The following is a 13,301-nucleotide window of genomic DNA, read 5'->3' as shown; positions in this document are numbered from 1 at the left end:
CATCTTATTTTTTACTTAGAAAAGGAGTGCAACAGTAATGGAAAAACGAAGGGTTGTCGTAACAGGCGTTGGTGCGGTTACACCACTTGGAAATGACGTAGAAACAACATGGAAAAACCTCATTGCAGGCGTATCTGGTGTGGGACCTTTAACCAGACTTGATGCGGATCAATACCCGGCGAAGGTTGCAGCTGAATTAAAGGATTTTAATATTGAAGCTTTTATTGAAAAAAAAGACGCTAGAAAAATGGACCGTTTTACGCAATATGCGGTGGCAGCAGCTTCAATGGCTGTCAAGGATGCAAACCTTGAAATTACCGACGAAAACGCAACACGTGTTGGGGTATGGATTGGGTCGGGAATTGGTGGAATGGAAACATTCGAAAATCAATTTGAAACCTTTTTGAACCGTGGTTATAAGCGGGTAAGCCCATTCTTTGTTCCAATGATTATTCCTGATATGGCAGCAGGTCAGGTTTCAATCATGTTAGGTGCTAAGGGAATTAACTCCTGTACGGTAACTGCTTGTGCTACCGGAACAAATTCAATCGGTGATGCGTTTAAAGTGATTCAACGCGGTGATGCTGATGTTATGGTAAGTGGTGGTGCTGAAGCGCCGATTACGAGAATGTCTGTAGCAGGTTTTTGTGCCAACACAGCATTATCAACAAATCCAGATCCCCAAACAGCGAGCCGCCCGTTCGATGCAAATCGTGATGGTTTCGTAATCGGTGAAGGTGCTGGTATTGTCGTATTAGAAGAACTTGAGCATGCTTTAGCCCGTGGTGCAAAAATTTATGCCGAAATCGTTGGCTATGGTGCAACAGGTGATGCTTACCACGTGACTGCTCCTGCTCCAGGCGGTGAAGGTGGTGCTCGTGCGATGAAGCAGGCACTAGCTGATGGCGGTATTAAGCCTGAGGAAGTAGACTATATCAATGCTCACGGAACGAGCACAGGCTATAACGATAAATATGAAACGGCAGCTATCAAAGAGGTATTTGGTGAGCACGCATACAAGTTAGCTGTTAGCTCAACCAAATCAATGACTGGTCACCTTCTCGGTGCAGCCGGTGGAGTTGAAGCAATTTTCTCTGCGATGGCGTTACAAGAAGGCATCCTTCCGCCGACTATGAATTTACAAACTCCTGATCCTGAGTGTGATTTAGATTATGTCCCAAATGAAGCACGTAAACAAGACATCAGTGTTGTTATCAGTAACTCATTAGGGTTCGGCGGACACAACGCAACGATCGCATTAAAAAAATATTAATAATTGTTTAAAAAAGTCGACTAAGCGAATTGGGGGATTCGCTTAAGTCGGCTTTTTTTGACTTGCACATTTTGTGACGGCAAACATAGACTCTCATAAAAAGCTTAACTGGAGGGTTTCAATTGGGGGTAATTGAGACAAATACATGGTTGGATGAGGATTTTGATGATCCACTTGAAATTTGTACTAAAGTGCTAGAATGGAAAAATCGTTCTGAAAAATATAGCAAATTAGTAAAGACTCGTCGAACTGAGGCAATTAGGGAGCCGCGTGGCTTTTATCGCTATTTGCAAAATTTTGGCATGTACAGACCGACTCGACTTTCCAAGGAATCCTTTGAAGAATTGAAGCAAAAGCGAGTATGGAGCATGGTAGAACAGCTATATGAGCATTACAGACATAAATGGATAGGCCAAGATATTCCAATCTTTATTTTTCCATTTGGAGAGAAACAAGGGTTATTTGGGCGATCTTCTTATAAAAATAAGTCTGGTTTATCATTTCACGATAAGCTTTTCCTCTTCCTCACTCCTAAACTGACTAAACAGGATATAGAAGCGCTCTTTGTTCATGAATACCATCATGTGTGTCGTATGAATACAATTGATAAACGCATTGAGGACTATAACTTGCTTGACTCCATCATTTTAGAGGGGGTGGCAGAAGTGGCAGTAGAAGCTGAATGTGGTTCTAACTATTTAGCACCATGGTGTACGAGATATACCGAAAAACAATTAACGGAATTATGGAAAAAGTACGTAGCTGATCATTTAAGCGTGAAAAAAATGGAGTCACTTCATGACCAAATTTTGTTCGGTGAGCGCGGGTTTCCAACGATGCTCGGCTATGCTGCGGGATACTTGCTGGCGAAGAAATATTATCATGATCGGCCTTTTTCAATAGGAGATACATTTACGGTTAAGTCCCATAAGTTTTTGGAGACGGTCGGGGATTGGTGAAGTCATTTGGGCGGCCTAGCTGCTGACGCTCTATGAAACAAATTGAATGATTTTTGGGATAGAAATGTACCGTAGCAGGGCTCTATGAAACAAAATGAATGAATTTTAGGCCTAAAATGTATCGTAACTAGGATCAACAGATCAATTTGATATTGGAAAATTCCCCTTCAGAAGCTTTTCCCCAACTGGTATTTTTCTGAAGGCAGTATTAAAGCTTAGTATTAATTTATCACAAGTTGATTGGAGCGTAAGGCACGAAGACTCCTGCGGGAGTAGCTGGTTTGGGAGACCCCACAGGCGCAAATGCTCCGAGGAGGCTCCCAACTAGCCCCGCGGAAAGCGAAGTGCCTGTAGCGGAAATCAACATTCATGTTTATCACAGCCTATAAGCAAAAGAACCTGCTAAACGATAGAAATGGAGGAATAATTTAACTGTTCCCTGCCCATACTGATTGAAAACAACAGTTTCTTGAAGTGAGGGGTAAATTCATGTTGTATCTTCATGATGTATGGGTGAACTGGTTTGAAGGGGAAGAAAACGGCTATAATATTTGTCATTTCCATGAGTGGCGTAAAGATGATGCGGTAGAACTGCTTGATCAAGTGCCGTTGTTGAAAGTTGAATCCGTCCTGTTCCATTATATTGAAAATGACTTAGCGGAGCTACCACAAGAGCTATTGGCAGATGTATATCAAAAAGCGTTTTTACGCAAGAATCATGAACGGATTCAGCTTGATAATTGCTTCGTAGTGACGGACGGAGTAGGAATTCTTGCAATTGACACAATGGGATACACTATTCCCATTAGAAAAAGCAGATTAATTCCGCGCCAGGAGCAGCTTGTTTATGAAATGATTGAAACAAATGATACGATTAAGTATTCATTTGAGTTTCAGCCGGAAAAGAAGGAATTTCATATTTTATCTCCAGAGCCTGATTTAATGAGGGGGCTAACTCGTAAAGAAAGACAATTAAAGCAGTTGTTATTTATGGCGTTAGATCATTTATTTACATCCAAGAATGTTGCCGAAATTCGATATTGGTATACAGAATGGCGACCAGAACGCTATGAAGATATCCAATGTCTCGAGTTTGAAGAGGCTTGGTATCAGCTATTTGAGGAAACTAAATACGGGTGGACAGCAAAACATTATAAATTTTGTGAAAATATTATAAAAGGACAACCATTCTTTGAAAAACTATGGGAAATGGAGCATGGTCCAAAAGTAAATTGAGGAGCTGAATGAACAGCTCCTCAATTTTTATTTTGTGTCTAGCACCTGGCCAATGGCTCTAGGTCACTAGTCGATAAGCAATTTATTACGCTTTCTGATTATTTCCGTTTACGCCCCAGCCCCATAGCGTTTTCCATTTTCTTCAGCATTTTGCTGGCGACTTTATTTGCTTTTTCTGCACCGCGGTCAAGGATTTCATCAAGAACTGCTGATTCCATCAATTCATGGTATTTCTGCTGGATTGGTGCAAGTTCATCAACAACAACTTTGGCTAAATCTGCTTTGAAGTCACCGTACCCTTTCCCTTCGTATGCTGCTTCTATTTCAGGAATTGGGCGTTTTGAGAAAATTGAATAGATTGACAAGAGATTAGAAATTCCTGCTTTATTTTCACGATCGTACTTTACGATTCCGTCAGAGTCAGTAACGGCACTCTTAATCTTCTTTTCGATTTGTTTTGGATCATCAAGAAGGGTAATCGTAGCTTTTGTGTTTGGATCCGATTTACTCATCTTTTTATTAGGCTCTTGTAAGGACATAATCCGTGCGCCCACTTGCGGAATTCGAATTTCAGGAATGGTAAAAATGTCATTATATTTTTTGTTAAAGCGTTCAGCTAAATCTCTTGTTAATTCGAGATGCTGCTTTTGGTCCTCTCCAACTGGGACAAGATCGGTGCTATACAATAAGATGTCAGCAACCATTAATGGAGGGTATGTAAGTAGTGCTGCTGGAACTGCCTCTTTTCCAGCGGATTTGTCTTTGAACTGGGTCATTCTTTCTAGTTCACCGATGTAGGATATGCATTGCATCATCCAACCAGCTTGTGCATGTGCGGGTACCTCGGATTGGATGAAAAGCGTCGCTTTCTCCGGGTCGATGCCACAAGCTAGATAGAGAGCAGCAAGACTGCGAATATTTTTACGTAATTCTAAGCGATCTTGTGGAACGGTGATGGCATGTTGGTCAACGATACAGAAGTAGCAGTTGTATTCGTTTTGAAGTTCGACAAATTGCTTCATCGCACCGATATAGTTGCCAAGCGTAATCGTTCCGCTCGGTTGAATACCTGAGAAGATAGTCTTCATCAATAAAATTCCTCCCTTTCTTTCTCTTTAAATTAAGGCTGTGTTAAAGCTTAGTGTTGATTTTTCGCAAGTTGATTGGAGCGGAAAGCGAAGTGCCTGCAGCGGAAATCAACATTCATGCTTAACGCAGCCTAAATTAAAAAAACCAATCATCCTTTTTGAATAAGGACGATTGGTCCATTTTTACCAGCCGACTATTCAATCATGCTTATCATATCAAAATTATAACAAGAACAAAAAAAAATCAACAGAACCCACAGAAAAATTTTACCAAAAAATTTGTCGTCAAAATATCGCAAAAAATCAGTAAAAATGTTACTAGAATAATATTAAAAGTGTCGAAATATGACGTATATTCTTGGAAAAAGCAGAAAAAATGCTTGTATCGCACAATGAGTTAACCAAAAAGTTACTTGCATTAACTATTCAAACTATTTATAATAAACCTAACAAATGGGTACATACTGAGCGGATATAATCTTCGAAAAACTGTATAATCTCAAGGATATCCGTAAAAAATGAGTTTATAACATACTAAGTTTTAATCGCTAGATGGGGTGGTGAAAGCTAGCCTAATGGGTCATTCAACTTCAGGTTTATAAACTTATTTTTTATTGTCAATTTTTTGTCATAAATTGACTGATTATTATATAAATATACCTGAGGTGTACATGTGTATATGAAGAAAAGAAATCGTTTAGTACCGTTTGCAAATAAAAAATATATAAATAGGGGGTCACAGCGTGAGGAAAAAATTATTTGGCTTACTAGCTTTACTAATTGTTTTCAGTTTATTTTTAACTGCTTGTGCAGGCAGTAAGAAAGACAATGCTGGAGATAAAGACAAAGACAAAGAAAAAGTGGCACAGGATCTTCGCATTAACATTTTCTCAGAGCCACCAAGTTTACATCCAGGTTTAGCTAAGGATTCTACATCTGGAACAGTGCTTCGTCAAACCTTTGAAGGTTTAACTCGTATTAACCCAAAAGGTAAACCAGAAAATGCAATGGCTAAAGATGTAAAGGTATCTGATGATCAAAAGACTTATACATTTACACTCCGTGATGCAAAATGGACAAATGGTGACCCAGTAACCGCTGAAGATTTCGTTTATGCTTGGAAATGGGCACTAGATCCAGCGAACCAATCTGAATATGCTTATCAGCTTTATTATATTGATGGTGCTGAGGCGTATAACCAAGGCTCAGGTTCAGCTGATGCAATTGGTTTAAAAGCAATTGATAAGAAAACTTTAGAAGTAAAATTGGTTAATCCAACTCCTTACTTCTTAGAACTCACTGCTTTCTATACTTATTTACCAGTTAACAGCAAATTGGCACAGGCGAATCCAAACTGGGCTACTGATGCTGGTGAGAATTATACATCCAACGGTCCATTCAAAATGACGGAATGGTCTCATAACGATAAACTAGTTCTAGAAAAGAACGAAAATTATTGGGATGCTAAAAATGTTAAATTAGAAACTATTACGATGCATATGGTTGCTGATGCAAACACTGAGTTATCAATGTTTGATAACGGTGAACTAGATTGGGCGGGTTCTCCTACAAGCTCACTTCCTACTGATGCAATGCAAGCCTTAAAAGATGATGGATCACTTAAAGTTCAATCAATCGCAGGTATTTACAATTACAAATTTAATACTACTGTTGCACCTTTAAATAATGTAAATATCCGTAAGGCTCTTGCTCTTGCGATTAACCGTAAAGAATTAATTCAAAATATTACTCAAGGCGAACAATTACCAGCAATGGCGATTGTACCACCAACAATGTTCAAAGAAAATGAAAAAGGCTACTTTAAAGACAATGATGTAAAAACAGCCAAAGAATACTTGAAAAAAGGTTTAGAAGAACTTGGATATAAAGATGCTTCTGAACTACCTCCAATTACAATTTCTTACAATACTAATGAAGCACATCAAAAAATTGCTCAAGCAATTCAAGATATGTGGAAGAAGAATCTTGGTATTGAAGTAACGATTAATAACCAAGAATGGGCTGTATACTTAGACAAGCTTCATAGCTTAGATTATCAAGTAGGCCGCTTAGGTTGGTTAGGTGATTTCAACGACGCGATTAACTTCCTTGAGTTATACCGTGATAAAGATGGCGGAAATAACGATACTGGCTGGGAAAGTCAAGAATTTAAAGATTTATTGGCTAAGTCTCAAACGGAGGGAAATGCTGAGAAGCGTCAACAACTGTTAAAGGATGCTGAAGCGGTATTTATGGAAGATATGCCGGTAGCTCCTATCTATTTCTACACTAATACTTGGGTTCAAAAAGACAACTTAAAAGGAGTTGCTTTATCAGGTCTTGGTGACGTCCAATTTAAATGGGCATTTTTTGAATAAGAATTAAATTTTTTTGTGAAAGGTATATGGGGATTATGCCCCATATACCTTCGTTGCTGAATAGAAAGAAATATGAAATATTGGAGGTGTTTGTCATTGCTTAAATATATAGGGAAACGACTGGTCTATATGCTGATATCGCTATGGTTAATCATAACAGCTACTTTTTTCTTTATGCGTCTAGCACCAGGAAATCCTTTCACATCTGAGAAAAAATTACTTCCAGAGATTGAAGCAAATTTAAATGCACATTATGGATTAGATCAACCATGGTATGTTCAATATTGGGAATATCTCGTTCGGATTGCCAATTGGGATTTTGGTCCATCGTTTAAGTATAAAAGTCAAACAGTTAACGAATTAATTAATAATGGTTTCCCTGTTTCCTTAGCTTTAGGTGCCCAAGCGATATTAATTGCAGTAGCTATAGGTGTAATCCTCGGAATTATTGCGGCACTCAAGCATAATAAATGGCAGGACTATAGTGCGATGATAGTGGCTGTTATGGGTATTTCTGTTCCATCGTTTATTATGGCAACGTTTCTACAATATTTTCTGGCTATTAAATGGCAGGTTTTTCCTGTAGCTCTTTGGGAATCCCCTATGCATACAGTGCTACCATCGTTAGCATTAGCTGCCTCTCCAATGGCCTTTATTGCTCGACTGACGAGGTCCTCTATGTTGGAGGTTTTAGCAAATGATTATATTAAGACCGCTAAATCTAAAGGTTTAAGTCAAGGTGTCATTACGGTAAAGCACACGATTCGAAATGCTATGTTACCAGTTGTTTCGTATATGGGGCCTTTATCGGCAGGAATTATTACAGGTAGCTTTGTTATTGAAAAAATATTTGGTATTCCAGGATTAGGCTCTCATTTCGTATTAAGTATCGGTAATCGTGATTATACAGTTATTATGGGTGTTACAGTTTTCTATAGCATAATTTTACTTGTATCGATTCTCCTTGTTGACATTGTGTATGGATTAGTTGATCCTCGGATCAAATTGGCAGGCGGGAAGAAAGGAGAATAACGAATGAAACAGATATCTACTGATCGATTTAAGGTTGTTGGACCTGTAGGCATAGACGCCGAAAAAATTTCAAAGCCTAGCCTTTCGTTTTGGAAAGATGTATTGCATCGTTTTAAGAAAAACAAACTTGCCCTATTTGGTGTCGTTATCCTTTTATTATTAATTATCATGGCTATTTTTGGACCTTATATGTCGGGATATGATTATGCATCAAACGATTTAGCGAATAAAAATCAGGCCCCATCAGGAGACCATTGGTTTGGAACAGATGACCTTGGTCGTGATGTTTTTACAAGGACATGGGAAGGCGCAAGAATATCATTATTTATTGGGATTGCTGCAGCACTTGTAGATTTAACGATTGGCGTACTATGGGGTGTAATTGCAGGATATAAAGGTGGTCGCACCGATGAAATCATGATGCGATTGGCTGATGTTCTATACGGAATTCCTTATTTATTACTTGTTATTTTGTTAATGGTTGTATTAGGTCAAAGCATTGGAACAATGATTTTAGCAATGACGATTACTGGATGGATTAATATGGCCAGAATTGTTCGTGGACAAGTTTTATCCCTAAAGGGTCAGGAGTATGTGTTGGCATCCAAAACTTTAGGTGCCGGACTGTCACGTATTATGACAAAACACTTGATTCCAAACTCAATGGGCCCAATCCTCGTAACGATGACATTAACTATTCCATCTGCCATTTTTACCGAGGCATTCTTAAGTTATCTCGGATTAGGTTTAACGCCTCCATTAGCGAGTTGGGGAACGATGGCATCTGATGCATTGCCAGCACTAAAATATTACCCTTGGCGCTTGTTTTTCCCAGCGACATTTATTTGTTTAACTATCTTTGCATTTAACGTTATCGGTGATGGTTTACGTGATGCTCTAGATCCAAGACTTCGAAAATAAGGGGGAGTGAGAAAATGGAAAAAATACTAGAAGTGAAAGATTTATCAGTCTCATTCCAAACTTATGGAGGTGAGGTTAAGGCGGTTAGTGATGTTAGCTTTGATCTTTATAAAGGTGAGACGCTTGCAGTAGTGGGGGAATCAGGATCTGGTAAATCCGTCATGACCCAAACGATTATGAAGCTGATTCCAATGCCACCTGGAAAAATTACAGGCGGACAGATTCTATTTAATGGTGACGATATTGTTCCAAAATCAGACAAGCAAATGGAAAAGGTTCGTGGAAAAGAAATTAGTATGATTTTCCAAGATCCGATGACATCGTTAAACCCAACGATGAAGGTCGGCAAGCAAATTATGGAGGTTTTGATTAAACATCAAAACATGTCAGGGAGACAAGCAAAAGACCGTGCAATTGAATTGCTTAAACTAGTTGGTATTCCGATGCCCGAAAAACGAGTCAATCAATATCCACACGAATTCTCGGGTGGGATGAGACAACGTGCCATGATTGCGATTGCGCTTGCTGCTAATCCAAAGCTGTTGATTGCTGATGAACCAACAACTGCACTTGATGTGACGATTCAAGCTCAAATCCTAGAATTAATGAAGGATTTACAGGATAAAATGGATACTTCGATTATTTTTATTACCCATGATTTAGGCGTTGTTGCGAATGTAGCAGACCGGGTAGCGGTTATGTATGCTGGGAAAATTATTGAAATGGGCACAGTTGATGAAATCTTCTATGACCCACGTCATCCTTATACATGGGGTTTATTAGCTTCCATGCCAAGTTTGGAGAATGATGATAAAACAGAATTGGCTGCTATTCCGGGGACTCCTCCAGATTTAACTAATCCACCAAAAGGTGATGCTTTTGCAGCAAGGAATCCATATGCGTTGGCAATCGATTTTGAAGAGGAACCACCAATGTTCCAAATCTCAGAAACACATTTTGCGAAAACATGGCTTCTTCATCCTGATGCACCAGCAATCGAACCACCTGAGACAGTAAAGAAGCGGATTCGCCCAATGCCCTCGAATTTTGCTCAGCCGATTATGGTAGGGGAGGGGAAATAATATGGCAGAAAAATTAGTAGAGATAAAAAACCTAAAACAATATTTTAATGAGGGCAGACCGAATATGGTTAAAGCAGTTGATGATGTAAGCTTTGATATATATAAGGGTGAAACACTAGGCTTAGTTGGTGAGTCTGGCTGTGGAAAATCAACAACTGGTCGAACAATTATCCGTCTTTATGATGCGACAGACGGTCAAGTTTTGTTTAATGGCGTGGATGTACATGGGAGGAAGTCGAAGAAGGACTTAAAGACATTTAACCGAAAAATGCAAATGATATTTCAAGATCCATATGCGTCATTAAATCCACGAATGACGGTTACGGATATTATTGCTGAGGGGATAGATATTCACGGCTTAGCAAGTAGTAAGCAGGAGCGGATGCAACAAGTTTATGATTTATTAGAAACGGTTGGTTTAAATAAAGAGCACGCAAACCGCTATCCCCATGAATTCTCAGGTGGACAAAGGCAGCGGATCGGGATTGCTCGTGCCCTTGCGGTGCAACCAGAATTCATCATTGCTGATGAGCCCATTTCAGCATTGGACGTTTCTATTCAGGCCCAGGTTGTTAACTTAATGAGGAAGCTGCAGCGGGAAAAAGGCTTAACATATTTGTTTATTGCTCATGACTTGTCAATGGTAAAGTATATTAGTGACCGAATTGGAGTGATGTATTTCGGGAAACTGGTTGAATTAGCTCCTTCCGATGTACTATACAAAAATCCGCTTCACCCATACACTCAATCACTTCTGTCAGCAATACCACTTCCAGATCCAGAAACTGAACGAACTCGACGCCGTCATACGTACGATCCTAATGTCCACGGCTATAGTGAAAGTGAGAAAGTGGAAATGCGTGAAGTGCGTCCAGGACACTTTGTATATTGTTCGGAGAGTGAACTAGCGAAGTATAAAGCGAATTATAAAGATTAAAAAAACGATCTCGATATATGAGATCGTTTTTTTTTATAGAATATGTCTAGCTACAGCTATCTAGCACCCAAGAACATACTAACTGGCTTTCGCCTTTTGTTTTTATTTCTTTTTTCCGCCGACTTGCTTCCAGCCTACTTGGAATCTAGCAGATTGGTCTACGAACTCTGAACGTTTTTTGCCGCCTATGATTGAGCCAATTCCGTTAGTCAACGCTCCCATCATCGCGGTTATTCCGATTATTAAAAGTGCAACAATTGCAAAATCCATTATGAATCCTACCATGAAAATCCCCCATTTTTCATTGTGTAACTCGTTTAGACGAGTAAATATTTTCAATTCTAAACGTTTCCACAGTTGTCCTTCTTATATATTTTAAAATAAGTGTGAACAGAATGAAAGAAAGAAAACCCTTTAATTGAAAATAAATCACACTATTGGTATTTATTTTCAATGTGTTAATCTAATTGAGAATTAAATAAGGTTGTTTTCTGCTTTTGTGAACTAATGATCAATAAAAATTATCATAAGATTCTTGAAAACGCTTTAAATACAATGTTATCAACATGATAGTCTATGACAAATATCAATCTAAATTGTAAAAAACGATATAAAAAGTGATAAAAAGTGAAACTTTTTTGGTTTTTATACGTAATAAACTATAGTGGACAATTATTACATTAGATTAAAGGAATTTTAAAAAAGGGGTATCAATTTGATGTTGGTTGGTGTATAATTTGAATATAAATTTCTTAATTAAAACAATTTTTATTTGGGATTCGCTATAAATTATTAAAACTTACCAATTCAGTATATGTCTATAAAAGGGAGTGTGAATTTGTATGGTTACATTATACACTTCACCAAGTTGCACATCTTGTCGAAAAGCAAAAGCATGGTTAGAAGAGCACGAAATCCCTTATCGGGAAAGAAATATCTTTTCAGAACCGTTGTCAATTGATGAAATCAAGGAAATTCTTCGTATGACTGAGGATGGAACAGACGAAATCATCTCAACAAGATCGAAAACTTTCCAAAAATTAAATGTTAATGTTGAAACTATGCCACTTCAGGACTTATTTGAACTAATTAAAGATAATCCTGGATTATTGCGCCGTCCGATTATCATCGATGAAAAACGCCTTCAAGTGGGTTACAACGAAGATGAGATTCGTCGTTTCTTACCAAGAAAGGTTAGGACTTTCCAATTGCGCGAGGCACAACGTCTTGTAAACTAATTAAAAGAGGCTGACATCGTTAGCCTCTTTTGTTATCTAAAAATATAAAAAGTGAATCAAAAAAAGGCCGATACTACATTTCCCCTAATAAAGTGTTCAAAATTGAGATTCAAGGTTTTTTTTGATACTATATAAGGAATATACTTTGGGTAATAGGCTAATAATGGTTTTTCAGAAGCTTTAGTTTTTATTTCCCTAATTTTTGTTTTTATCATAAAATAAGAGTACAAGGTAGAATCATTAGTCAGTTGGTAACGATTAGGAACACCTTTTATTACAAACGGAAAGAAGGGTGCGGAATCGTTCTAAGGAGTATTGATTCCCTTCATTCCTTTATCAGAAAGGAGAGTTGTTATGATGGAAATTGAGCGCATTAATGAGAATACCGTTAAATTTTATATTTCTTATGGTGATATAGAAGAACGGGGCTTTGATCGCGAAGAGATTTGGTATAATCGCGAACGAAGTGAAGAACTTTTCTGGGAAATGATGGATGAAATTCATCAGGAAGAAGAGTTCAGCGTTGAAGGTCCATTATGGATTCAAGTCCAAGCTATGGAAAAAGGCTTGGAGGTTTTAGTAACAAAGGCTCAGCTCTCTAAGGATGGTCATAAGTTTGAATTACCAATGCCTGATGAGAAGCTAAAAGATATACCAGTTGACGAGCACATCGAGGAAATATTAGATCACCATTTTAGTTCACGCCACGATTCGCGCAATGATGACGATTATGAAGTCAATTTGGAGTTTCTGTTGGCCTTTAACGATTTCGAGGATTGCATTGCTTTGGCAAAGCGACCTGGAATTGATGATTTGCATACAAAGCTTTATTCCTTTGAAAATAAATACTATTTATTTGTCGACTTTCCTGAGGAAGAGTACGAGGAAGAGGAAATTGACGATAAATTAAGTATCTTGCTTGAATTCGCACACGAATCTGCATTAACCATTCATCGTTTAGAGGAATATGGTAAACTCGTCTTAGCAGAGAATGTGTTCCCAACCTTAAGAGAATATTTTGCTTAATTAACCGACCGATTCTGATAAAGGAATCGGTTTTTTTTTATTGTTTAGGAAATTATAAAATTCTCGACTTGTGGATAACTGTTCGATACACTGTTCGTATAAATCCTTAGGGGAATGGATATGGGTAAACA

Annotated in this window: 12 protein-coding genes; 10 read left to right on the top strand and 2 right to left on the bottom strand. The window is 38.2% G+C overall.

Going from position 1 to position 13,301, the window contains the following annotated elements; all coding sequences use genetic code 11:
• Window positions 1–37 precede the first annotated feature (37 nt).
• The 3 genes from fabF (at window position 38) to HHO41_RS10875 (ending at window position 3,468) form a co-directional block, all read left to right on the top strand.
• A complete protein-coding gene (gene fabF / locus HHO41_RS10890) occupies window positions 38–1,273 on the top strand; it encodes a beta-ketoacyl-ACP synthase II (protein WP_169098432.1) in 1,236 nt (411 codons plus the stop codon).
• A gap of 122 nt (window positions 1,274–1,395) precedes the next feature.
• Window positions 1,396–2,232, top strand: a complete 837-nt coding sequence (locus HHO41_RS10885; RefSeq protein WP_169098430.1) for a DUF2268 domain-containing putative Zn-dependent protease — start codon at window positions 1,396–1,398, stop codon at window positions 2,230–2,232.
• Between the two features lie 489 nt (window positions 2,233–2,721).
• Window positions 2,722–3,468 (top strand): YjbA family protein, encoded by a 747-nt coding sequence (locus HHO41_RS10875; RefSeq protein WP_169098428.1) that lies wholly within the window; start codon window positions 2,722–2,724, stop codon window positions 3,466–3,468.
• 98 nt (window positions 3,469–3,566) lie between these two features.
• Here HHO41_RS10875 and trpS read toward each other — a convergent pair whose 3' ends face one another.
• On the bottom strand, window positions 3,567–4,559 hold the full coding sequence (trpS, locus tag HHO41_RS10870; protein ID WP_211171125.1) for a tryptophan--tRNA ligase: 993 nt from the start codon (window positions 4,557–4,559) through the stop codon (window positions 3,567–3,569).
• 740 nt (window positions 4,560–5,299) lie between these two features.
• On the opposite strand from trpS, the gene HHO41_RS10865 reads away from it, so the two are divergent.
• The 5 genes from HHO41_RS10865 (at window position 5,300) to HHO41_RS10845 (ending at window position 10,906) form a co-directional block, all read left to right on the top strand.
• Window positions 5,300–6,934: an ABC transporter substrate-binding protein gene (locus tag HHO41_RS10865; protein ID WP_169098426.1), complete on the top strand. Its 1,635-nt coding sequence runs from the start codon at window positions 5,300–5,302 to the stop codon at window positions 6,932–6,934.
• A 96-nt stretch (window positions 6,935–7,030) separates the two neighbouring features.
• The gene (locus HHO41_RS10860; RefSeq protein WP_169098423.1) at window positions 7,031–7,966 is read left to right on the top strand and encodes an ABC transporter permease; all 936 of its coding nucleotides are present in this window, start codon (window positions 7,031–7,033) and stop codon (window positions 7,964–7,966) included.
• A 3-nt stretch (window positions 7,967–7,969) separates the two neighbouring features.
• On the top strand, window positions 7,970–8,887 hold the full coding sequence (locus HHO41_RS10855) for an ABC transporter permease (protein ID WP_169098421.1): 918 nt from the start codon (window positions 7,970–7,972) through the stop codon (window positions 8,885–8,887).
• Between the two features lie 14 nt (window positions 8,888–8,901).
• Window positions 8,902–9,969: an ABC transporter ATP-binding protein gene (locus HHO41_RS10850; protein WP_169098419.1), complete on the top strand. Its 1,068-nt coding sequence runs from the start codon at window positions 8,902–8,904 to the stop codon at window positions 9,967–9,969.
• Window position 9,970: 1 nt separating this feature from the next.
• The gene (locus HHO41_RS10845) at window positions 9,971–10,906 is read left to right on the top strand and encodes an ABC transporter ATP-binding protein (RefSeq protein WP_169098417.1); all 936 of its coding nucleotides are present in this window, start codon (window positions 9,971–9,973) and stop codon (window positions 10,904–10,906) included.
• A gap of 102 nt (window positions 10,907–11,008) precedes the next feature.
• Here HHO41_RS10845 and HHO41_RS10840 read toward each other — a convergent pair whose 3' ends face one another.
• Window positions 11,009–11,191: a hypothetical protein gene (locus HHO41_RS10840; RefSeq protein WP_169098415.1), complete on the bottom strand. Its 183-nt coding sequence runs from the start codon at window positions 11,189–11,191 to the stop codon at window positions 11,009–11,011.
• Between the two features lie 557 nt (window positions 11,192–11,748).
• On the opposite strand from HHO41_RS10840, the gene spxA reads away from it, so the two are divergent.
• Complete coding sequence (gene spxA / locus HHO41_RS10835) at window positions 11,749–12,144, top strand: transcriptional regulator SpxA (RefSeq protein WP_169098413.1); 396 nt, start codon at window positions 11,749–11,751, stop codon at window positions 12,142–12,144.
• A gap of 357 nt (window positions 12,145–12,501) precedes the next feature.
• Window positions 12,502–13,170 carry an adaptor protein MecA gene (mecA, locus tag HHO41_RS10830; protein ID WP_169098648.1) on the top strand — a complete coding sequence of 223 codons (669 nt, stop codon included), beginning with the start codon at window positions 12,502–12,504 and terminating at the stop codon, window positions 13,168–13,170.
• Window positions 13,171–13,301 lie beyond the last annotated feature (131 nt).

The organism is Bacillus sp. DNRA2 (genome assembly GCF_012843265.1).
Lineage (GTDB): Bacteria > Bacillota > Bacilli > Bacillales > Cytobacillaceae > Bacillus_BU.
The sequence above is the reverse complement of the archived record's forward strand: the minus strand, read 5'-3'. Positions and strand labels throughout refer to the sequence as shown.